This is a genomic window from Clostridium frigidicarnis (assembly GCF_900111985.1).
GTDB classification, from domain to species: Bacteria; Bacillota; Clostridia; order Clostridiales; family Clostridiaceae; genus Clostridium_Z; species Clostridium_Z frigidicarnis.
The window spans coordinates 127,338-149,921 of record NZ_FOKI01000002.1 but is presented as its reverse complement, the minus strand read 5'-3'; the positions used below and the strand labels follow the sequence as shown (position 1 = coordinate 149,921).

The window sequence follows — 22,584 nt, the reverse complement described above, 5'->3', positions numbered from 1 at the left end:
ACTTCTCTCCTCTAAACTAAACTTCATAATATCAATGGCTGGTTATAAAACCAGCCATTACACCATATAACAAAATTATATAATATTGTGTAGAATTTTGCAATTCTATTTTTTTCTAATCATCATATATTAAAGGTCGTACTGAACTATACTTTCAACATCATACCCTTCTAATTTATCTCTACCATTAAGTTCTGTAAGTTCTATTACAAAATCCATAGAAACAACTTCTCCTCCAACTTGTTCAACAAGTTTTGCAACAGAAGCTATTGTTCCTCCAGTAGCTAATAAATCATCAACTATAGCAACTCTTTGACCTTTTTTTATTGAATCCTTATGCATTTCTAAAAAATCTGTACCATACTCTAGATTATATTCTAAACTTACTGTTTCGCAAGGAAGTTTTCCTGGTTTTCTAACTGGTACAAATGCAACGCCTAATGCATATGCAACTGGTACTCCAAAGATAAATCCTCTTGCTTCTGGTCCAACAATAACATCAATATTTTTCTCTTTTAATTTATTAGCTATAATATCTATTGTATATTTTAAAGCTTCTCCATCACCAATTAATGTTGTTATATCTTTAAAACTTATTCCTTCCTTAGGGAAATTATCTACAACCCTTATTTTCTCTGATAAATTCATAGTTATTCCTCCATCTTAATATTAATATGTAATTTAATTTTATAATTCCAAACTGTTGTTAACTTCTTTATTTAAATATTTAACTATTTGATGAGCTCTATATTGGTTGTTAGTAGTTAAAAGTTCAACTACTATTCTTGCATTATCCATTGTCCCAACAGCATTTTTTGTTGGAGTCATAACTAATATCATATTATTTATATTTTCCTCATTAGCTACATTTATTCCTGTATAATTCATTAAAGCTCTTAATCCATAATTATTAGTTTTTAAAATATACTTTATTCCCTCATCAAATAAAACCTTATTTTCACCTGATACAATCCCTTCATTTCCAGAATATATACCAATCATAGCCAAATCTATATACTTATTTATACTTTTCATATTATAATAAGCAGCTATTGCTTGAGCTAACTTAAATGTAATAGTGCTTATACAACCCTTTTTATATTTTATAAGTGTTGATTCAAAATCATTCTTAACATCACAATTGTTAAGAGCTATAACTTCCATCCCCAATTTTTTTATAAAATTCTCTTGTTCTATAGATTCTATAATACATCCTAGAGATATTATTAAAGAAGCTCCTAGCATGCTAACATGTTCTCCGATAACTTTTGAAGAAATATTTTGTTGCTTGTCCTCTGAAATATAATATTCTACATCTGCATTTAAGTATTTAAATAATAACATCAAAAGAGAAATAGAACATATGCCATCCACGTTACAGGGACCGTATACAACTATTTTTTCTCTCTCATTTATAGCCTTTGCAATTCTATTTATAGCAATATCCATATTATTTATTAAAAATGGATTATGGCCTAAAGTTTTATTGGGGCTACATTTGTCCTCCCAAACTTTGTGCATAGTTAACTCCTCCAAATTATTAGAAAACAAATATATTATAATGTAAAAACCCTCTTTTGACAAATATTTTTCTTGAAAAACAAAACATGGCTGTTTTAAAAGCCATGTCTTATTTTTTATTTTTTTAATTTCACAGTATTATGTTTTCCCTTATTTTTAAATATTACCCATAATGGACTAGCTATAAATATGGAGGAATACGCTCCGCAAATTATACCTAATAATAACGGAAATGCAAAATCCCTAATAGATGGAACAAACGCATAAACACAAGATATCGTAATCACTGTAGTCAATGACGTATTTATTGATCTTTTAATAGTTTGTGTTATACTTACGTTTGCTAACTCTGTAGGTGTCACACCCCTCATCTTCTTCTGATTTTCTCTTATTCTATCAAATATTACTATTGTATCATTTATAGAATATCCAACAATACTAAGTATTGCTGCTATAAAAGGTGTATTTATTGGTATTTGAAATATAGCATATACACTTACGGTTATTAAAACATCATGTATTAATGCCAATACCGCTGCGCTACCAAATTTAAATTCAAACCTAATAGCTACATATATCAAAATAGCTAATGTTGATATTATAAGAGCTATTACAGATTTTTTTGCAAGTTCTTTTCCAATAGTAGCTCCTATTTCATCCTGTGAAATTAGTGCACTATCCTCTAAAGAATAAGTATCTTTTATTTCTTTAAACATTTCGGATACTTTGTTACTATCTAAATTATTGCTCTTTATCTCTATTTGATTACCATCAACTTTATTTGTAGTAACATCATTTGCATAATTTTTAATTATTTCTTCAACTTCAAACTTATCAAAATCTTTACCTATATCTATTACTACCTGGGTTCCACCCTTGAAGTCTATCCCAAAATTAAACCCTTTAGTTATAATAAATCCCAATCCAATAATTATAATTATAAGGGAAGCAGCAAACCATATTTTTGTTTTTTCAATAATTTTCAACATAATCTTCTACCCCCTCTTTCTTACCCCAAACAATGATGGTTTATTTAGCATTCCCATATTCACCCACAACTTAACTAATGTTCTAGTCATTGTTATAGCCGTAAACATTGAAACAAGTATACCTATCATAAGCGTTATGGCAAAGCCTTTTACTGCACCTGATCCGAAGAAATACAGCACCAATCCACCTATCATTGTAGTTGTATTAGAATCTATTATTGAAGATAATGCTCTATGGAAACCAGCATCTATAGAAGATTTAACAGATTTCCCTAATTTCAATTCTTCTTTTGTTCTTTCAAATATAAGTATATTAGCATCTACAGCCATTCCAACTGTAAGTAAAAATCCTGCGATACCTGGCAATGTTAAAACTACTCCTAAAGCAGCAAATATATAAAGCACTAATAAAATATATGTAATTAATGCTATATCACCTAAGATCCCTGGAACTTTATAAATACTAATCATAAATATGAATATTATAGCTACTCCAACCATTCCAGCTTTTAAACTACTTGGTATTGCATTACTTCCTAACGTTGGCCCTACAGTTTTTACTGAAACAGTCTTTAACGTAACTGGCAATGACCCAGATTGAATTACTCCTGCTTGAGTTTTAGCTTCTTCTAAAGATTTACTACCTTCAATTACAGCCTTGCCATCATTTATAACAGCTTTAACGACTGGTGCAGTTAGAAGTTCTTCATCCATATATATTGATATCTTTTGTCCTATATACTTCTGAGTTGCCTCTCTAAATTTTTCAACGCCCTCATCATTAAATTCTAAATCAATTAAAGGTTCTCCAGTTTGTCCCGGTCTTGCTGTAGCATTTTTTATGGATTTACCAGTTAAAATCACTTCATTATCTGGTCCTACAAACTTTAATTCTCCAGTTTTTGTAAGAGTATCTATTATAGAATTAGATTCAAATTTTCCTGGTATATCAACTCTAATTCTATTGCTTCCTTCTGTTGCAACAGTAGTTTCTGCTACACCCATTTTATTTACTCTTAAACTTAATAAATTCTTTGTTTTTTCTAAGTCCTCACTTTTAACCTCTCCATCATCTGTTGTTATTTCCTCCACAACAGACACTCCACCTTGAAGATCTAATCCTCTTGTTATGACAGAGCTAAAAGGTAATATTTCATAGGCATTAAATATTTTTATTCCATAGGCTCCAGCATATCCAAAGAAACCTATTAATAAAATTATAAGCAAAAACGCTATCCAACTTTTACCTTTGGTTTTCATAATTCTCCCCCTAACTGTCTACTTATAGGTCAATTATATATTTTTACCAAAATTTAGTCAATATTTTGTTATGCTCTTATTCAAGTTCCATAAGTTTAGCTTTTAATGCTATAGCACATTCAATTCTCTTCTTTTGCATCTTACAACCAATTTCATATGGTATATTCATATCCCCATTGAAATTAAAGTTGTTTGCTTGACATCCACCACTACAATAGAATCTAGCCCAACATTCTTTACATTTTGGTTTATTATATATATGTGCCTTTCTAAAATCTTTAGATAATTCATTATTAAAATTCTCATTATATATATTATCTAATAAGAAATCTTTATTCCCAACAAACTGATGACAAGGATAAACCTCTCCATCTGGGGTTATAGCAACATACTCATGACCAGCTCCACATCCAGATATTCTCTTATATACACAAGGACCACCTTTAAGGTCTATATTGAAATGATAAAACTTAAATCCATTTCCTTCTTTGTGTCTTTTTAACATCTCGTCATATAATTTATCATATTGACCGTATATAGTTTCAAGATCCTCTTCTCTAAGTGAAAGATCATGCTCATCTGGTAATACAACAGGCTCTATAGATATCTCTTCAAACCCTTCATTTGCAAGAGCTAAAACATCATTGAAAAAATCTGTGTTTTCTCTTGTAAATGTTCCTCTAACATAATATTGTTTTGATTTATCTCTTTTTGAAACCATTTCCTTTATTTTTGGAAGTATAGAATCATATGAACCTGATCCATCACATCTTACTCTTACTTTATCATTTACTTCTTTTCTTCCATCTATAGACAATACTATGTTTCCCATATTTTTATCTAAATATTCCATTTTCTCTTCATCTAGTAATGTTGCATTAGTTGTCATTGTAAATCTTATATTCTTGTTGTAGATTTTTTCTTGTTGTCTTCCGTAATCTACTATTTCTTTTATATTATTAAAAGCCATTAGAGGTTCCCCTCCAAATAAATCTATTTCTATATTCTTTCTTGGTCCTGATTTAGCTAGTACGTAATCTATAGCCTTCTTACCAACCTCTACGCTCATCATTTTTCTTTTTCCCTTATATTCACCCTCATCAGCGAAACAATACTTACATCTCAAATTACAATCATGAATTATATTTAGGCATACAGCCTTTATATAGGATTGAGTTTTGTCATTTAAAGCTATATTCTCATATAAATCTATTGAATATAAAAGTCCTTCTTTTTTCAATTCCTTTATATCATCTATAGCCTCTAATATATCTTCTTTACTATATTTTTTAGAAAACTCACAAATAAGTTCCTCTTCATTTCTTAATGTATTCTCATCTAATAAATCATAAACTAGCTCGTCCACAATATGTAAACTTCCAGTATTTACATCTATAACATAATAATCATTATCTTGTTTAAATTTATGAATTAATGCCATCTTTACTCCTCCATTCGTTATTTTGACTAAATTTAAGGCAGTAACTGAAAAAGTTACTGCCAGCTATAGTTTTAACTTAAATAAGCTACTAGTTCTCGCACTCTAAGTTAGCTACTGTACAAGAAGTCTTACATGCTGATTGGCAAGAGTTAGCACATTCCTTACAACCTGGCTTCTTTAAGCTGTCTTTTATATTTGCCTTATTGATTGTTTTTATATGTTTCATTGCTATATTCCTCCATTCAAATAAATTCCCATCAAGTATACCATAAAAACTTATTTTATTAAAGTATAATTTTTACATATAACTTTCTACTATTAATCCTCAATATACATATGTCTTAAAATCATAATCTCAAATCAGTAATTTTTACTAAGTATCAACTAAAAAGCATATACTTAACGGCTATTTTCACTATAAATTTATTCCTAACATTCCCGCCAATGTTCCAACCCCTAGAGCTACAGCTAATTGAGTTAATATAAGTAAAGAAAAATCAATTTCTCTATTAACAAGTGCTGTTACTATTATTAATATTCCCATATATACAGCACCTACTAATAATCCAGTAAGCCAGCCCTTTTCTCCATTAACTTTAGAAGCATACACTCCTCCAACTAAAATACTTAAACAAGTAGTAACCATGTAAACTACTGATGTTATTTTAGGAGTTACATCAACAAAATTCATAACTATTGAATATATAACCAATAAAATAGTCGTAACAATAACTCCTCTTAATACTCCTCCGCTTACATTTAACATAAGAACTTTTTTATCCATAAAATAAAACACCCCCTTTGTTACTAATTAATATGAAACAAAAAGGGTGTTTATTCTTTTTATGTTCTAATTCTCTTCATTTTCTTCCTTAGTGTTTAAAATATCAGCTATTCCATTTTTAACAATTTTAAATCTTGCTCTATCTGGACCTGATTCTACTATTACATAATCATCTTTTATATTTATTACTTTACCTATTATTCCACCTCTAGTTAATATTTCATCATTAACATTGATAGAACCTAACATAGAACTATATTTTTTCTTTCTTTTATTCTCTGGTAAAATAATTAGAAAATAAAATACCGCAAGCATTACTATAAACGGTAAAAAAGCCATGATTTGTTGCATAATTTTTTCCTCCTTAACAGTTTATAACTTATCAAAATATATAATAACTCAATTTTAATCTAAAAGCTACTACATAATTAAAAACTTTCTAAGCTCTTCCTTGCCAAGCCTCTAATTTTTCCTTCTTAAAATCTTCAAAGTAATCTCCATCTATTGCATTTCTTATATCTTCCATTAATTTATTATAGAAGTATAAATTATGAAGAACACATAATCTCATAGCCAACATTTCTTTTGCCTTAAATAAGTGTCTTATATATGATCTTGTATAATTTTTACAAGCTGGACATTGGCATCCTTCATCTATGGGACTTCCATCTAGTTCAAATTTTGCATTCATTATGTTTATCTTTCCATCTTTAGTAAACACATGACCATGCCTTCCATTTCTAGCTGGTAATACACAATCAAAGAAATCTACCCCTCTAGATACAGCTTCTAAGATATTACTTGGAAGACCTACTCCCATTAAATATATAGGCTTATCTTGTGGAAGGTATGGTACAACAGTATCTATTATATCGTACATTTCTTCATGAGTTTCTCCAACAGCTAAACCACCTATAGCATATCCATCTAAATCCATCTTAGCTATAGTTTTAGCATGTTCTATTCTTATATCCTTAAATGTAGCACCTTGGTTTATTCCAAATAACATTTGTTTATTGTTAACAGTGTCTGGCAAAGAGTTTAATCTATCCATTTCTGTTTTACATCTTTCTAACCATCTAACAGTTCTTCCTACAGATTTCTCAACATACTCACGTGGAGAAGGTATTTCTATACATTCATCAAAGGCCATGGCTATAGTTGAACCCAAATTACTTTGAATTTGCATACTTTCCTCTGGTCCCATAAATATTTTTCTTCCATCAATATGAGAACTAAAGTAAACTCCCTCTTCCTTTATTTTTCTAAGACCTGCCAAAGAAAAAACCTGGAATCCACCTGAATCAGTAAGAATTGGTCTATCCCAATTCATAAACTCATGAAGCCCGCCCATTTGTCTAACAACTTTATCTCCTGGTCTTAAATGTAAATGATATGTATTAGAAAGTTCAACTTGACATCCTATATCCTTTAAATCCATAGATGAAACTGCACCTTTTATAGCTGCTAAAGTTCCAACATTCATAAATACAGGTGTCTGTATCACCCCATGAGGAGTATGAAACTCACCTCTTCTAACCTTTCCACTTTTCTTAAGTAGTTTATACATTATTCCACTCCTTCTTAAATTAGTCTCTCAATCACCTTTTGAAGTCAAAGTTAAAAATTGAAAATTACAATATCCATACTATATATTCCAAAACTATATGCACTTTAAAATTAAAACCCATAATTGTATGAAGACTTTGCATAAACCTTCATTTTCAATTTCATAAACTTATTACTTGTAACTTGCAACTTGTCACTTAATTTTATTAATTTATTTGATAAACATAGCATCCCCAAAGCTGAAAAATCTATATCTATTTTCTACTGCAGTACTATATGCATTCATTACATTTTCTTTAGTGGCTAATGCACTTACAAGCATTATTAATGTGGATTCCGGCAAATGGAAATTAGTTATTAATCTATCTACAACTTTAAACTTATATCCTGGATATATAAAAATATCTGTCCATCCACTTTGTTCTTGAACTCTATTATTGCCATCACCTATAGTTTCTAGCGTCCTACATGAAGTAGTTCCTACTGCTATAACCTTATTTCCTCTTTCTTTTGTTTTATTGATTATATCTGCATTTTCTTTGTCTAAGCAATAAAATTCTGAATGCATATCATGTTCTTCTATTACATCCACTTTTACCGGTCTAAAAGTACCTAAGCCCACATGAAGTGTCAAGTAAGCTATATTTACCCCTTTTTCTTTTATTTTCTCTAAGAGTTCTGTAGTAAAGTGTAACCCTGCTGTAGGAGCAGCAGCAGATCCTTTTTCCTTAGAGTATACTGTTTGATATCTCTCTTTATCCTCTAAAGTTTCTGTTATATATGGTGGCAGTGGCATTTGTCCAAGGTCATCTAGTATTTGCTCAAATATTCCTTCATATGAAAATTCAATTATTCTATTTCCGTTTTCTAAAACTTCTACTACCGTAGCCTTTAATTTTCCATCACCAAAAGTGAACTCTCTTCCAACTCTAGCTCTTTTTCCAGGTTTAGCTAGAGCCTCCCATTTATCTCCTTCTATTCTTTTTAATAAAAGAAATTCTATTTTACCACCGGTATCTGCCTTTTCGCCAATAAGCCTTGCTGGTATTACTCTTGTATTATTTAATACTAAAGTGTCCCCTTCATTAAAGTAATTTAAAACATCATAAAAATGCTTATGATCTATATCCCCTGTATTTCTATCCAAAACCATAAGTCTTGACGTTTCTCTTTCTTTTAGGGGATGTTGAGCTATAAGTTCCTCTGGTAAATAAAAATCAAAATCTTTAACGTTCATAATATATTACACCTTCTTATCGTTCCTTAATGTTTATTAAAAATTGAAATTTGATCACTAATTTTTTGAACCCTCTGTTTTTTTAAATGTTCATAAGCTTTATCTGTAGCAACACGTCCTCTAGCTGTCCTTATTATAAATCCTTTTTGAAGTAAATACGGTTCATATACATCTTCTATTGTATCAAGCTCTTCTCCAACAAAATATGCTAAAGTTTCTATTCCAACAGGCCCCCCATTAAAATTATCCACTATTGCCTCTAATATTCTATTGTCTATTCTATCAAAGCCTTCTTCATCTACTTCTAAAAGTTCTAATGCAAGTTTTGATGCACTATAATTTATAATGTTTTTACCCTTAACTTGTGCATAGTCTCTAACCCTTTTTAATAACCTATTGGCTATTCTCGGAGTCCCTCTGCTTCTTCTTGCTATTTCTAATGCACCATCTTCTGTTATTTCACACTTGAAAATATGAGCTGATCTTACTATTATCTCTTTAAGTTCATCCTCATTATAATATTCCATATCACACATAACACCAAACCTATCTCTAAGTGGTGCTGTTAATAAACCTATCCTTGTTGTGGCTCCTATAAGGGTAAACTTTGGCAAATCTATTCTTATAGATTTTGCTGTAGCACCCTTACCTATAACTATATCTAGAGCATAATCCTCCATTACTGGATATAATATCTCTTCTACCGCTCTATTTAACCTATGTATTTCATCTATAAAAAGAACATCATTAGTTTGAAGTGTTGTCAAAATTGCCGCCAAATCCCCAGCCCGTTCTATAGCCGGTCCAGATGTTATTTTAAGGTTTCCACTCATTTCTTTTGCTATTATATTAGCTAAAGTAGTTTTTCCTAGACCTGGAGGTCCATATAATAACACATGATCCAATGCTTCTTTTCTGTTTTGAGCTGCAGTTATAAATATTTCTAGTCTTTCTTTAACTTTATCTTGGCCTATATATTCTCTTAAGTTTTCAGGCCTTAAACTATATTCATTATTATCCTCTACTAAGTTTGAAGAGGTTATTATTCTTTCATCCAAAATATTACCCTCCTTAGCCCATAAGGTATTTTAGACTCTCTTTAATTATTTCCTCTAAGGAGTTACTCATATCTATATTATCTAATGCCTTATTACTCTCTTTTTCATTAAATCCAAGAGACATTAATGCCTCTAAAGCATCATTAATCCTACTTTTATCAATAGTTACTATATTTCCATCTATTATTTTTTCTTCATTTAATAAGTCCTCACATGTTAGCTTGTCTTTAAGTTCTAGAATAATTCTTTGAGCTATCTTTTTACCTATACCAGGAGCCTTTGTCAATAATTTTTCTTCTCCTGTTAATATTCCATATTTTAAATTATTCACATTACTTATAGATAATAATGACAATGCAGCCTTTGCTCCTACTCCATTTATAGTTATAAGTAATTTAAACATCTCTAGTTCTTCCTTTGTATAAAAACCATATAACCCAATAAAATCTTCCCTTACTATCTGCTCTGTATAAAGCAATACCATTTCTTCTACAGGAGGCATTTGAGATATTGTGTTTCCTGAAGTATATATTTTATAACCTATATTATTATTTTCTAAAACTATATAATCTTTGCTTATGGAAATAAATTTTCCTCTTATATACTCAAACATGATAACCTCCTCATATTATTAAATGTAATCCATAATATACTTTAACATTTTAAAAAAGATAATTCAATAAAAAAGAGGTATTAAACACCTCATATAATTTACTAATCATATTGATAGCATTTAATACCCTGAATCTTATTTATAGAGGTATTTTTATGATATTATTGCACTTAAAGCTTCAAAAGCTTCTTCTTTTGTTTTGAATCCCTCATTAACAACATTACCCTTGTCATCAACGCCACCAAATCCTTTTCTATATAATTCTCTTTCTTGTTCTTTTGGTATTTTATTTATAGATGTTTGTGTTATATCACTTTTTTCGTCCTCTATTTCAAGTTTACCCTCTTCATCAGATTTAAATATAGCTAAAACTTCTTTGTTTTTTTCATCTTTGCATACGCTTATATAATATCTATTTGGTACAAATCTTTTTTCAAAAGCATATCCATCTTCATCTAATTCTCTATAATAATAGCCTAACCCTTGGTAATATGTTTGAAGTGCTTTGAGATCATAATCTCCTTCTAGATTATCCATAACAACCTTAAACTCAACACTTTCAACTTTTGTAGATTGGCCATTTTTATCCTTTATATATAGATTTATCTTTGCATTAGGCTTAATAAATTCTGTTGGCACTGTTTGTACTGCAACATCTGGATTATTTTTATCTTTTCTTGCAGATAATTTATTAAATGTGAAATAAAAACTTATTGAAAATAGAAATATTATAAGTATAATTCCTATGAAAAAAGCAAAAATATTCTTCTTATTCTTCATTACTATCACCTCATGAAGAATTATGTACAACATTTAGTATAAATATACATATTTAGTTTATTATTTTCTATTATCCATCACATTACTATAGGTTTATACAATAAAGACCAGTATAATTTAAAACATACTTTAAAGGATAAAAGAGGTGATTTAATTTATGAATAAGAATTTAAAAATAATTATTCCCTTAGCCATAACTTTAGGAATAACAGGAAGTGTGTTTATATACAATAAATTTAACACCCCAAGCGATGTACAACCTATTGAATCTTTTGTAAAATCTGATGAGAATACTGATGTGGATAATACTCCAGATGCTTATGCCTCTTCTTCTGAAAATAAACAAACTGATGAGAATGCTAAATTAGATGAATCTAAAAATAGTGGTACTAAAAACACTGATACCACACAAAAAACAGATTCATCCAATAATAATGTACATAATTCAAAGAATAATTCAGAAGAAATGCCTAGCAACTCAACGAATGATGAAACTTCAACAGATGCTACTTCAAATGAAAAAGACAATGCATCATCTGCTTCATCCAATAGTAAGAATAATCATTATCCAGGTAATTTACCCCAAATACCCAATAACTATGATATGGAATTTCTAGATGATGTTGAAACCGAAATTTTAAATCTATGTAATATTGAACGTGATAAAGCTGGTTTACAACCCTTATCCATGGATTCAACGCTTAGACAAGCTTCTAAATACAAAGCTAACGAAATGTTACAATATGGGTATTTCGATCATAACTCTCCTTATACTGGCAGTCCATTTGACTTAATTAAAAGTTTTGGAATAAATTATTCTGCCGCTGGAGAAAATGTTCAAACTAGTAAAGGTATGTCTAAATCTTCTGTAACAGCTGAATTTATAGTTACAAATTGGATGAATTCCCCAGGACATAAAGCTAATATATTAAACACTAGATTTAACAAAATGGGTATAGGCGTTGCATTTTCTTCTAATGGAGATATAGCCTATGAATCCCAATTATTTTCCAACTAATTTAAACAAAACAACCTAAGGCATATGAAAAAAATAATAGGCCAAAGATTCCAAGTATTATGCCAAATAAACAAAAATACTGGTCTATTATTTTTTGAAGATGCCTAATTTAAATTAGGTTGTTTTTCTTATACTTACTAGAATCCTGTAGAACCAAATCCACCTTCGCCTCTTTCTGATTCATCAAGTTCTTTAACTTCCTCTATCTTTACACTTAGTACTGGCTTTATTACCATTTGAGCTATTTTCATATTTTTTTCAACATTAAAAGATTTATCTCCAAGGTTTATAAGAATTACTCCTATTTCTCCTCTATATCCTTCATCTATTGTACCAGGAGTGTTTAACACTGTAATACCATGTTTTAATGCCAATCCACTTCTTGGTCTAATTTGTGCCTCAGTATTTTCTGGAAGACCTATCTTTATGCCAGTATGTATAAGCTTTCTCTCACCTGGATTAATGACAACCTCTTCTATTGAAAATAAATCTAATCCAGCATCACCTTTGTGAGCACAAAATGGTATTATGGCATTTTCATTTATTTTTTCTACTAATAATTTCATATTCTTAATCTCCTTAGCTAGAACAATATTTTTTTTAGTATATATGATTCAATAAAGTTTATTCATTTAGAATAAGTGCTGCTCATATACTACGACAATATAAATGTAGTTTTATTAATGAAATATATATATATAAATTAAAAATAATTATATCATATTAATAATAAGTTAGTTAATAATTTTGCAGATTATACTCATCTATCTTTTTATACAATCCAGCTCTACTAATTCCTAATATCTTAGCAGTTCTGTTTTTATTTCCATTATTCTTAATTAGACAATCTCTTATAATATTTTCTTCAACTTCTTCTATTACTTCTTTTAAGTACCTATCTTTCTTATAATTATATTTTTTTTCATTTTCTGTTATCCTCATTGGTAAATGTTTTACTTTGATTATCAAATCTGAGTCCAGTAAATTAATAGCTCTCTCAATAACATTTTCTAACTCTCTAATATTTCCCGGCCAATTATATGTTATTAAATATCCCACTGCCTCTTCTGAGATTCCCTCAACGTAAATTCCTAATCTTTTTGACACTTTAGATATAAGTATTTCACATAATGATTCTATATCATCTTTTCTATCTTTTAATGCTGGTACAGTTATTTTCATCACATTTAATCTATAATATAAATCTTCCCTAAATTCTCCCTTACGAACAAGTTCCTCTAGATTTTTATTTGTAGCTGCTATTATTCTTACATCTATCTTTTTTAATTCATTTCCACCTAATCTTTCAACTTCTTTTTCCTGAATTACCCTCAATAGCTTTCCCTGCATAGTTAAAGGCATATCCCCTATTTCATCCAAAAAAATTGTTCCTTCATTAGCTAATTCAAATTTTCCTTTTTTCCCTTTTTTATTTGCCCCTGTGAAAGCGCCACCTTCATATCCAAACAGTTCTGATTCTAATAATTCTGATGGTATCGCTGCACAATTAATTTTTATAAAAGCGCCTAAATATCTATTACTTAAATTATGTATTGAATGTGCAAAAAGCTCCTTACCTGTTCCACTTTCTCCTACAATTAAAACATTTGAATTTGTATTAGCAATTTTTCTAGATAGCAACTTTATTTGCATTATTTTTTCTGATTTTCCTATAATATCATCTATAGAATAAAGTGCTTTTCTCTTATTTGAAAATTCATTTTTATAGAACTCTAATTCCTTTTGCATTAAATCTATTTTTTTATTTAGTTTATACAAATCACTTATATCCTTAAACATAACTTTGCCAATTGCCCCGATTACTTGTCCATCTTTTTTTATAGGAAATCTCATAGAGATCATTTGCTTTCCTTTTATTTCTTGGATATCCCCAACCTCAACTTTTCCAGTTTCTAATATGTTATGTAATTTAGTATTTTCAATTACTTTTCTTACATGTTTTCCTTCTGGATCATCACAACCTATAAATTCTTTGTACGAATTACTCATCATTGTTATAACTCCGTTTTTATCAATAATTACAACCCTCTCATCTGCACTATTCATGATAGTATTTAAAATATCTATATTTCTAATGTTGTCTTCATCATCCAACCCCTTGCAATTGTTTACATCGTTATAGTATTTAAATAAAAGAACTGCTTTTCTCTTATCCTCATCTTTAAAAGGAATAGCATACATATCTAGTGATTTGTTTAGTGTGACTATTTTTTTGCTGCTTATTATATATTCCCCTCTAAAAACATCATTAATTTTCATATCGTTAATTATGGATTTAATATTCATTTCCTCAATTTTATCTTTATGAAATAACCTTTTGCATTCATTGTTTGCATTAATTATTTTGCCTTTAATATCTATTACAATAATCCCTTCACAAAGCTTATCCATGATATTTTCTAAAATATTTTTACAAAACGCCATGATTTCTCCCCCCAAGTATAATAAATTTATTATACTTTTATTATACTAGTGAAAGTATATTTTTACAGAGTTATATTCCAATTTTTATTTAATTCTACACAATATAGTAAAATCACAATAATGGTCTCCTTTTTTTGAAGGTGCCTTACATAAGAAATTAGGAGTCAACCTATAGTTAACTCCTAACTTATATATATTATTTTTTATTACTATCTCTATCTAAAAATGAAAGCAATACCTCTGTACGTTCTTTTTGTTTTTCCTTCAAGGCTTTTTCATCCCAAGTATAAAATCCTTGTCCTGATTTACTACCCAGTTGTCCTTTATCTACCTTGTTTTGTAATAATTTTGATGTTTCCTTATAATCACATAAATCCTCAAATAAATATCTAGCTATATTATTAAATATATCTAACCCTCCTAGGTCTGCACTACATATTGGTCCTGTAACTCCAAGTCTTCTACCATGAGCATATTCCATAGCTTTATCTACTTCTTCTGGTTTAGCCCATCCATTTTCAACAATATATAATGCCTCTCTTAGAAGAGCTAACTGTAGACGGTTACCAATGAAACCCAAACATTCTTTTTCCATTTTAACAGGTTTCTTACCTATATATTCTACCCATTCTACTGTTGTATCAACTACATTTTTAGATGTATGCTCTCCTGGTACAACTTCAACTAAAGGTATTAACTGGGGTGGATTCCAAAAGTGTGCAACAACAACTCTTTCAGGATTTTGAGTGCTTTTACCAATTTCACTTGGACTTATACCTGATGTATTTGTCGCAAGTATAACATTTTTTCCACAAACCTTATCCAGTCTAGAAAATATATCTTTCTTTAAGTTTAAATCTTCTGCAAGAGATTCTATAACAAAATCAGCTTTCTTAACTGATTCTTCTAAATCTTTTACCCCTTTTATTCTAGATAATATATCTAAACAGTCTTCTTCATCAACTTTACCTTCCTCTTTTAAAAGGTTCAGTCCAGACTTTATACTATTAAAGCCCCTATTTAAACTTTCATCACTTCTACCGTACATAACAACATTTAACCCTGCCTTAGCACTTAATAATGCTATTCCATGGCCCATAGTGCCTGTACCTAATACTGTTATATTTTTTATATTCATAAGTTAACCACCCCCATACAATTGCTATAATACCATATATTAGTTTAATTTTATACCTATTAAGTCTTCTTTAAACAGCTTTTCATCCATATTTTTTAAATTTTCAGATATTATTGGTTTGAAATCCATATGATCTAAAATATCCTTCTGCAAGTCTACTCCTGGTGCTATCTCTTCTAATATTAATCCATCTTTACCAAGTCTAAATACTGCTCTTTCAGTTATATATAGAACTATCTGTCCTACTTCATAAGCATATTCTCCACTAAATGTAACCTGCTCTACTGTATTTATAAATTTGTTAAATTTACCCTCATTTAATATATTTAATTTTCCATCACATATTTTTAATTTTAGCCCACCACCTGTAAATGTGCCACAATATATTACTTTCTTTGCATTTTGAGTTATATTAATAAATCCTCCACAACCAGCTATTTTAGGTCCAAATTTACTAACATTAATGTTTCCTTTTTTATCACATTGTGCAAGTCCTAAAAATGCAATATCTAATCCTCCACCATCATAAAAATCAAACTGTTCACACTGATCTAATATACTAAGTGGGTTGGTTGATGCTCCAAAGCTAAGTCCTGCTGCTGGAACTCCTCCTACTGGTCCAGCTTCTACTGTAAGGACCATTTCATGTGCAACACCTTCTTCATTCGCAACTAAAGATATTCCTTCTGGCATTCCTATTCCTAAATTTGTAATAGAATTTGCTTTAAGCTCCATAAGTGCTCTTCTTGCAATTACCTTCCTCTCATCCAATGGAAGGACTCCAACATCATTAACTACACCTTTTTTTTCTCCACTATATGCTGAATTATAACTCTCACTGAAAGTTTGCATATGATTTTCTGGCTTTGACACAACAATAGCATCTACATATATCCCAGGTATTTTTACAAACCTTGGATCTAATGTATCTTTCTCAACTATCTTCTCTGCTTGAATAATAACTATTCCTCCTGAGTTTTTTGCAGCCTGAGCCATTGAAGTACAATCTAAAGTCATTGCTTCTTTTTCTAATGTTGCATTTCCTTCTTCATCAGCATATGTTACTCTTATAATTGCAACATCTATAGGAAATGTCTTATATAGTAGATATTCTTTGCCTTCTATATTTATAAGTTTTACTATATCCTCTTTTGTTAATGAATTTAACTTTGCTCCACCATTTCTAGGATCCACAAAGGTTTTTAAACCCACATGAGTTAAAGTACCTGGCTTTCCTGCAGCTATATCCCTATAAAGGTGAGATATAATTCCTTGAGGTAAATTATAAGCCTCCATTTTATTGTCTAGTGCTAACTTTTGAAGTTTAGGTGCCAATCCCCAGTGCCCACCTATTACTCTTGAAAGCAATCCTTCATGCCCAAAATGATTCAATCCTTTTTCTTTTCCATCTCCTTGTCCTGCTGCATAAACTAAATTTAAACCTTTTGGCGAGTCATTATTTAAAAATGACTTTTCTATTTCTAATGATATCTCCTCTGGATGTCCACTTCCAATAAAGCCTCCCACAGCAACAGTAGAATTATCTTTTATAAGCGCAACAGCACTTTCTCTCGACATAACTTTTGATTTCATAATCTATACCCCCAAACCTTAATTGTCATATATACAAAATTTAGCAATTTCCATGCCAACTTAACTCGTTTTTTGCATATGCTTATGTATTAAGCCTTTAGAAGTAATTTTATTATTTCTGTATTTTCAAAGTGTCTACTTTCTTTACATGTATTAAGTATTATTCTTCATCTAATTTGTTAAATTATGGAGCATAAAATACCAAATGGGCTTTTATTCTGGTGCAATATACTAAATTTATTTTTATATTACATAATTTAAGCCTATTTTATTAATTATCAGACCATTTCTCTTTAATGTGTTTATATTATATACATGTATACAATATAAACACAAAAATAAATATACCTATGCCCACTTAAATATTATAAAAATATAAAAATTTATTGAAAATAGTAACGTTACATTAAAACATCATATATTAATATAATTAATTACTCTCAATATATAAATTATTACAAATATGATCTACCTATTAAGGCACATGAAAGAAAATAACAAGTCCAAGATGCCATGTATATTTTGTGTCAGAGAACGAAAGGCACGCCCTTTTTAGTGACAAATTAAAAGTGACAAGTGGCAAATTGATGTTGAAAATCATAGATTTTCTTTAATTATATTTTTGAAATCTTAAAATCTTCCTTAGAAGATTTAACCACAACTTGTCACTTGTAACTCATAACTTGTCACTCATTAAAGTTTTCACTCCTCAATTCTCAACTAACTTAGGCAGATAAAAGAAAATAGACTAGCATACTGACTTGTTATTTTTTTGAATGTGCCTAATTATAAGATTAAAGCAGCTACGCCACATTTTAACTTGTCACTTATCACTTGCAACCTGTCACTGATTAAAAATCTCCTTAACCCTAGGTTTTATCAACATCTTAGAATTAAAAAATTTTATACTTTTCTGTGCATGAAAAAAGACAGTAAATAGTTTTGTTTTTACAAATCTACTCACTGTCTTTTTGTATAAAAATCCACAATATATACTAATTACCATTTCATTTAAACAGAATTATTCATCCCATCCTTCAGGAAATTCTGCGTTGTGGTACACATTTTGAACATCATCATCATCTTCTAGTTGATCAAGCATCTTTTCAAATTTAACTGCTGTTTCCTCATCTATTGCAGTGTAGGTATCTGGTATAGCTTTAATTTCTGCTGCTAGAAATTCAATTCCTTGAGCTTCTAAAGCTTCTCTTACATTTCCAAATTCCTCTGGAGCTGTAGTTACTACAAAAACTTCATCTTCTGAAGCTAAATCTTCTGCACCAGCATCTAAAGCCATCATCATTAATTCATCTTCATCTAAAGAATCATTTTTTTCTATTACTATTTCACCTTTTTTTTGGAACATGAATGATACACAACCTGTTGAACCCATGTTACCACCCTGTTTTGAGAAAGCGTGTCTTACATTACTTGCTGTTCTATTTTTATTATCAGTTAAAGCTTCAACTATAACAGCTACCCCTAAAGGACCATATCCTTCATATACTGTTTCTTCATAGTTTACATCTCCAAGTTCTCCTGAAGCCTTCTTTATTGCTCTTGTTATTGTATCTTGAGGCATATTTGCAGCCTTTGCTTTTGCTATAACATCTCTTAGTTTGCTATTAGCATCTAGATTAGCCCCACCCATTCTAACTACAACCATTAATTCTTTACCTATTTTTGTAAACACCTTACCTCTTTTAGCATCAGCTTTACCTTTTTTTGCTTGTATATTATGCCATTTTGAATGTCCTGACATGTATGTATCCTCCTAACTTATATATAAAAATTGTTGCTTAAAACTCTTTAAAATTCACAATATATTATATCATATTGTGTTGAAATTTTTCAACTTGTCTATATGTTATCATAAAGTCTATAGCCTTCTTTAAAGTAAATGCCATCATTTACCTTACATATAGTTGCCTTACCACTAGTAGCTTCAGTTATTTCTCTTATTATGTGTTCTTCAACAATTTCTTCACATAATATATATATGCTTACTTTATCTGTATATTCAGTATTCTCTATATGCCAATTATTTTGTGCACATACATATTGTATTTTTCCTAAGTTATCATATTCTAATTCTATCTTTATAGTAATTCCTTTAACTTTTTCTACTATACCTGCTTCTTTAAGTGCTACACTTACACCCTTTCCATAAGCCCTAGTAAGTCCTCCTGTACCAAGTAAAATTCCTCCAAAATATCTTGTAACTACAACACAGCAATCTGTAACTCCATTTTTCTTTAATACTTCAAGGGCTGGTATACCTGCTGTTCCTTGTGGTTCTCCATCATCAGTATACCTTTGTATACCCATATTTTCTCCTATTATATAGGCATATACATTGTGAGTAGCCTGTTTATGCTGACTTTTAATTTCATCTATAAAAGCTCTCGCTTCAACTTCAGTTGAGACCCTCTTTATATTTCCTATAAACTCGGATCTTTTTTCTTCAAAATCAGCTATTGCTCTTTCTTTTTTTATAGTCATATATGCCATAGATTTTATTCCTCCAATATATCTTTTATTGTATCTATCCCATCCTTTATTTTATCTATAGATGTTTGGGAATATCCTATCCTAAAATATCTGATTCCTTCAGATTCATTTTTAAAAAACATTACACCTGGTGTTATTATAACATTTCTATCTCTGCATCTTAAAAATAATTCTTTACAATCTTTTTTCACACTATCTTTTAGTTTTATAAAAAAGTTTAATCCTCCACCTGGGCTCATGAAATCCACCTTATCTCCCAATTGTTCTCTTAAATAATTTTCCATAAAACAATATCTCGTTTTATATTCATTTATAAGTAACTCTATGTGGCTTTTCCATTTACCTGTTTCTATATACATAGCTAATGCTCTTTGCATAAGTGAAGATGTTGATATATCTGTATGTATCTTAGAGTTTTGTATAATCTCTCTAAATCTTCTTGGTGTTATTACATATCCTATTCTTATTCCAGGTAAAAATATTTTTGAAAAACTTTTTATATATATTACTCTGTTATTTTCGTCTAGACTTTTAAAACTTTTATATTCCATATTTTTATCAAATATTAGTTCTGATAAATAATCATCCTCTAAAACATAAAAATCATATTTTTCTGCTAAGGCTAAAATCTTCTTTTTCTTCTCTATTGTGTAAGATGCCCCTGTTGGGTTTTGAAAATAACTCATAGTATAAAAACACTTTATTCTATTCTTTTTTAGTATTTCTTGAAGTTTTTCTATACTCACACCATCTTCTTCCATGTCTATTTCAAATATATTTGATCTTCTCCAGTTAAAAACCATCATAGCACCATTATAAGTTGGCCTCTCTATTATTACATTATCATTTACATTAATAAGTGATTTTGCAACAATATCTATACCTTGTTGAGCTCCTGAAACTATTAATATATCATCTAAGGTTAACTCATTACTCCAAAACTCTTTATTTATTTCTTTCCTCAAACCCTTATACCCTAAAGATTCCTGATACATTAAAGCTTCTGCACCATCTCTATCCAATACTTCATTTAGTATCTCCTTAAAATCCTGTACCGGAAAATAGGAGCTACTTGTACTTTCCCCTGAAAAATCTATACTTTGCCTCAACTCTTCAATAGATAATTTTTTAAAAGTTTCATTATATTCTTTTCTAAAACATCTTCCTAGTAGTTTTCTTTTTGCATATGTTCCACTTCCCATTTTTTGAACTGCATATCCTTCAATTTCAAGTCTTTTATATGCATTTACAACAGTGACATTATTAACTCCTAGAAATTTTGATAATGCTCTTATTGTGGGAAGCTTTTCTCCATCTTCAACTTCTTCCTTATCTATTAGTTTTTTTATATGCATTTGTAATTGTATATATTTAGGATTTTCCTCTATAAATTCCACATAAAATTTTTCCATACACAATTCTCCTTTTACTCAAAACAAAGTTACTACGCCATTCCTTAAGTGACAAGTTTTCAATTACAAGTTGAGGTTAAAAACCACAGGTTTCTAACTATTTTTTTTATTTTAGAAATCTTCTGTAAGAAGATTTCATCCTTAACTTGTCACTCATCACTTGCAACTTGTCACTACCAACTTTGCCTATATGAAGTGCTTAACAAAATTATTCTTAGATTTAAAATCTATAATATCCTACATAGAAATAAAATACCCTCAAATAAGGGTATTTAATTTACATAATATACATTTTCTTTAAATAGAACTTTTCCGTCTTCACTTGTATAATCCCTAAGTTCTCTTTTTATTATATTTCTTTTCCATAACTCATTCAATAACATTTCCATCTCTATGTTAAATCCTTTAAATACCTTAAATTCCTTTATTTCTTCTGCACTTAAATGTCTAGATTCATTTTTTATAAAATCTATAAGAAAACTTGTACTATTTTTAAACATATTATCTATTTGAAATTCCAAAAATGATGCTGTATTTTCAAATTTTTCTTTTACATTATCACTATAAAAAAATAATTTTTCAAGAGATATTTTAAATTCATTATTTAATTCTGATGCCATAGCTAATGCATCCTTTGTTGTTATATATCCCATACTATTAACATATAAACGTGCAAATTCTTCCATACATCTAACCGCACATGAAAAGGCTGTATAATTCCCTCCATGGTATAAATATTTTTTTAAAACTTTAAAATCTTTTAGTAACCTTCCTAAATAAACCATAGATAGTCTATCTTTATCTACATCTTTAAAATATCTACCTTGATTATACTTATCCCTTATATCATCATCTTTCCAGAAAACTAATTTAGATGCTGAAAAAAACTTATATAAAGCATTTTCTGATTTATTATTTTCTCCAAGACACATAAAATTTTCTTTATTTATAAGTTTTATGTGTACCGGTATCTCTTCATCTTCTAAGTATATGTTTTTTACATGCACAGGATTATCTTTACAAACAACCATTAAATCTATATCCGAACCTTCCCATAGATCCCCTGTAACAAGACTTCCAAAAACCAATAAGGCAAGTATTTCTTCATTATTTTTTAAATTATAAACTAACTCATTAAATACATCTTGGTAAATTGATATTGCTTTCATATGACCCCCCCATTTATTTACAGACATTTATTATTACTATTATATA

General features: G+C 29.4%; 22 protein-coding genes. 1 reads left to right on the top strand and 21 read right to left on the bottom strand.

Annotated features, from left to right (window positions below; translation table 11 throughout):
- Nucleotides 1–129 precede the first annotated feature (129 nt).
- From BM119_RS01780 to BM119_RS01720, 13 genes are all read right to left on the bottom strand, one after another.
- A complete protein-coding gene (locus BM119_RS01780; RefSeq protein ID WP_090038340.1) occupies nt 130–648 on the bottom strand; it encodes an adenine phosphoribosyltransferase in 519 nt (172 codons plus the stop codon).
- Between the two features lie 39 nt (nt 649–687).
- Nucleotides 688–1,521, bottom strand: coding sequence for a DHH family phosphoesterase (locus BM119_RS01775; RefSeq protein WP_090038338.1), 834 nt, complete (start codon nt 1,519–1,521; stop codon nt 688–690).
- Between the two features lie 116 nt (nt 1,522–1,637).
- Nucleotides 1,638–2,510 carry a protein translocase subunit SecF gene (gene secF / locus BM119_RS01770; protein ID WP_090038335.1) on the bottom strand — a complete coding sequence of 291 codons (873 nt, stop codon included), beginning with the start codon at nt 2,508–2,510 and terminating at the stop codon, nt 1,638–1,640.
- A gap of 6 nt (nt 2,511–2,516) precedes the next feature.
- Entirely contained in the window at nt 2,517–3,770 is a 1,254-nt protein-coding gene (gene secD / locus BM119_RS01765; RefSeq protein WP_090038333.1) for a protein translocase subunit SecD, read from the bottom strand.
- Nucleotides 3,771–3,846: 76 nt separating this feature from the next.
- A complete protein-coding gene (gene scfB, locus BM119_RS01760; RefSeq protein ID WP_090038331.1) occupies nt 3,847–5,211 on the bottom strand; it encodes a thioether cross-link-forming SCIFF peptide maturase in 1,365 nt (454 codons plus the stop codon).
- A gap of 88 nt (nt 5,212–5,299) precedes the next feature.
- The gene (gene scfA / locus BM119_RS01755; protein ID WP_090038330.1) at nt 5,300–5,437 is read right to left on the bottom strand and encodes a six-cysteine ranthipeptide SCIFF; all 138 of its coding nucleotides are present in this window, start codon (nt 5,435–5,437) and stop codon (nt 5,300–5,302) included.
- A gap of 189 nt (nt 5,438–5,626) precedes the next feature.
- The gene (locus BM119_RS01750; RefSeq protein ID WP_090038328.1) at nt 5,627–5,995 is read right to left on the bottom strand and encodes a TIGR04086 family membrane protein; all 369 of its coding nucleotides are present in this window, start codon (nt 5,993–5,995) and stop codon (nt 5,627–5,629) included.
- A gap of 66 nt (nt 5,996–6,061) precedes the next feature.
- Nucleotides 6,062–6,346, bottom strand: coding sequence for a preprotein translocase subunit YajC (gene yajC / locus BM119_RS01745; protein WP_090038326.1), 285 nt, complete (start codon nt 6,344–6,346; stop codon nt 6,062–6,064).
- An 88-nt stretch (nt 6,347–6,434) separates the two neighbouring features.
- Nucleotides 6,435–7,565 carry a tRNA guanosine(34) transglycosylase Tgt gene (gene tgt, locus BM119_RS01740; RefSeq protein ID WP_090038323.1) on the bottom strand — a complete coding sequence of 377 codons (1,131 nt, stop codon included), beginning with the start codon at nt 7,563–7,565 and terminating at the stop codon, nt 6,435–6,437.
- A gap of 210 nt (nt 7,566–7,775) precedes the next feature.
- On the bottom strand, nt 7,776–8,801 hold the full coding sequence (gene queA / locus BM119_RS01735; protein WP_090038320.1) for a tRNA preQ1(34) S-adenosylmethionine ribosyltransferase-isomerase QueA: 1,026 nt from the start codon (nt 8,799–8,801) through the stop codon (nt 7,776–7,778).
- Nucleotides 8,802–8,827: 26 nt separating this feature from the next.
- A complete protein-coding gene (gene ruvB / locus BM119_RS01730) occupies nt 8,828–9,859 on the bottom strand; it encodes a Holliday junction branch migration DNA helicase RuvB (protein WP_090038318.1) in 1,032 nt (343 codons plus the stop codon).
- A gap of 13 nt (nt 9,860–9,872) precedes the next feature.
- Nucleotides 9,873–10,472: a Holliday junction branch migration protein RuvA gene (ruvA, locus tag BM119_RS01725; protein ID WP_090038315.1), complete on the bottom strand. Its 600-nt coding sequence runs from the start codon at nt 10,470–10,472 to the stop codon at nt 9,873–9,875.
- Between the two features lie 153 nt (nt 10,473–10,625).
- Nucleotides 10,626–11,252: a hypothetical protein gene (locus BM119_RS01720; RefSeq protein ID WP_090038313.1), complete on the bottom strand. Its 627-nt coding sequence runs from the start codon at nt 11,250–11,252 to the stop codon at nt 10,626–10,628.
- A gap of 157 nt (nt 11,253–11,409) precedes the next feature.
- On the opposite strand from BM119_RS01720, the gene BM119_RS01715 reads away from it, so the two are divergent.
- Nucleotides 11,410–12,270: a CAP domain-containing protein gene (locus tag BM119_RS01715; protein WP_090038310.1), complete on the top strand. Its 861-nt coding sequence runs from the start codon at nt 11,410–11,412 to the stop codon at nt 12,268–12,270.
- A gap of 137 nt (nt 12,271–12,407) precedes the next feature.
- Here BM119_RS01715 and dut read toward each other — a convergent pair whose 3' ends face one another.
- The 8 genes from dut to BM119_RS01675 all read right to left on the bottom strand — a co-directional run bounded on the left by dut (nt 12,408) and on the right by BM119_RS01675 (nt 22,538).
- On the bottom strand, nt 12,408–12,836 hold the full coding sequence (gene dut / locus BM119_RS01710; protein WP_090038307.1) for a dUTP diphosphatase: 429 nt from the start codon (nt 12,834–12,836) through the stop codon (nt 12,408–12,410).
- Nucleotides 12,837–13,008: 172 nt separating this feature from the next.
- Nucleotides 13,009–14,715 (bottom strand): sigma 54-interacting transcriptional regulator, encoded by a 1,707-nt coding sequence (locus tag BM119_RS01705; protein WP_090038305.1) that lies wholly within the window; start codon nt 14,713–14,715, stop codon nt 13,009–13,011.
- A gap of 196 nt (nt 14,716–14,911) precedes the next feature.
- Nucleotides 14,912–15,853 (bottom strand): 3-hydroxyacyl-CoA dehydrogenase family protein, encoded by a 942-nt coding sequence (locus tag BM119_RS01700; protein WP_090038303.1) that lies wholly within the window; start codon nt 15,851–15,853, stop codon nt 14,912–14,914.
- Nucleotides 15,854–15,892: 39 nt separating this feature from the next.
- Complete coding sequence (locus BM119_RS01695; RefSeq protein ID WP_090038301.1) at nt 15,893–17,446, bottom strand: acyl CoA:acetate/3-ketoacid CoA transferase; 1,554 nt, start codon at nt 17,444–17,446, stop codon at nt 15,893–15,895.
- 1,021 nt (nt 17,447–18,467) lie between these two features.
- Complete coding sequence (locus BM119_RS01690; RefSeq protein ID WP_090038299.1) at nt 18,468–19,208, bottom strand: YebC/PmpR family DNA-binding transcriptional regulator; 741 nt, start codon at nt 19,206–19,208, stop codon at nt 18,468–18,470.
- Between the two features lie 98 nt (nt 19,209–19,306).
- On the bottom strand, nt 19,307–19,957 hold the full coding sequence (locus BM119_RS01685; protein WP_090038297.1) for a YigZ family protein: 651 nt from the start codon (nt 19,955–19,957) through the stop codon (nt 19,307–19,309).
- A 5-nt stretch (nt 19,958–19,962) separates the two neighbouring features.
- Nucleotides 19,963–21,369 (bottom strand): aminotransferase-like domain-containing protein, encoded by a 1,407-nt coding sequence (locus BM119_RS01680; protein ID WP_090038295.1) that lies wholly within the window; start codon nt 21,367–21,369, stop codon nt 19,963–19,965.
- 272 nt (nt 21,370–21,641) lie between these two features.
- Entirely contained in the window at nt 21,642–22,538 is an 897-nt protein-coding gene (locus BM119_RS01675) for a nucleotidyltransferase domain-containing protein (protein WP_177199282.1), read from the bottom strand.
- Nucleotides 22,539–22,584 lie beyond the last annotated feature (46 nt).

Coding starts and splice junctions, on each gene's coding strand:
- BM119_RS01780 (WP_090038340.1), bottom strand. CDS start 648: ATGAATTTATCAGAGAAAATAAGGGTTGTAGATAATTTCCCTAAGGAA.
- BM119_RS01775 (WP_090038338.1), bottom strand. CDS start 1,521: ATGCACAAAGTTTGGGAGGACAAATGTAGCCCCAATAAAACTTTAGGC.
- secF (WP_090038335.1), bottom strand. CDS start 2,510: ATGTTGAAAATTATTGAAAAAACAAAAATATGGTTTGCTGCTTCCCTT.
- secD (WP_090038333.1), bottom strand. CDS start 3,770: ATGAAAACCAAAGGTAAAAGTTGGATAGCGTTTTTGCTTATAATTTTA.
- scfB (WP_090038331.1), bottom strand. CDS start 5,211: ATGGCATTAATTCATAAATTTAAACAAGATAATGATTATTATGTTATA.
- scfA (WP_090038330.1), bottom strand. CDS start 5,437: ATGAAACATATAAAAACAATCAATAAGGCAAATATAAAAGACAGCTTA.
- BM119_RS01750 (WP_090038328.1), bottom strand. CDS start 5,995: ATGGATAAAAAAGTTCTTATGTTAAATGTAAGCGGAGGAGTATTAAGA.
- yajC (WP_090038326.1), bottom strand. CDS start 6,346: ATGCAACAAATCATGGCTTTTTTACCGTTTATAGTAATGCTTGCGGTA.
- tgt (WP_090038323.1), bottom strand. CDS start 7,565: ATGTATAAACTACTTAAGAAAAGTGGAAAGGTTAGAAGAGGTGAGTTT.
- queA (WP_090038320.1), bottom strand. CDS start 8,801: ATGAACGTTAAAGATTTTGATTTTTATTTACCAGAGGAACTTATAGCT.
- ruvA (WP_090038315.1), bottom strand. CDS start 10,472: ATGTTTGAGTATATAAGAGGAAAATTTATTTCCATAAGCAAAGATTAT.
- BM119_RS01720 (WP_090038313.1), bottom strand. CDS start 11,252: ATGAAGAATAAGAAGAATATTTTTGCTTTTTTCATAGGAATTATACTT.
- BM119_RS01715 (WP_090038310.1), top strand. CDS start 11,410: ATGAATAAGAATTTAAAAATAATTATTCCCTTAGCCATAACTTTAGGA.
- dut (WP_090038307.1), bottom strand. CDS start 12,836: ATGAAATTATTAGTAGAAAAAATAAATGAAAATGCCATAATACCATTT.
- BM119_RS01705 (WP_090038305.1), bottom strand. CDS start 14,715: ATGGCGTTTTGTAAAAATATTTTAGAAAATATCATGGATAAGCTTTGT.
- BM119_RS01700 (WP_090038303.1), bottom strand. CDS start 15,853: ATGAATATAAAAAATATAACAGTATTAGGTACAGGCACTATGGGCCAT.
- BM119_RS01695 (WP_090038301.1), bottom strand. CDS start 17,446: ATGAAATCAAAAGTTATGTCGAGAGAAAGTGCTGTTGCGCTTATAAAA.
- BM119_RS01690 (WP_090038299.1), bottom strand. CDS start 19,208: ATGTCAGGACATTCAAAATGGCATAATATACAAGCAAAAAAAGGTAAA.
- BM119_RS01685 (WP_090038297.1), bottom strand. CDS start 19,957: ATGGCATATATGACTATAAAAAAAGAAAGAGCAATAGCTGATTTTGAA.
- BM119_RS01680 (WP_090038295.1), bottom strand. CDS start 21,369: ATGGAAAAATTTTATGTGGAATTTATAGAGGAAAATCCTAAATATATA.
- BM119_RS01675 (WP_177199282.1), bottom strand. CDS start 22,538: ATGAAAGCAATATCAATTTACCAAGATGTATTTAATGAGTTAGTTTAT.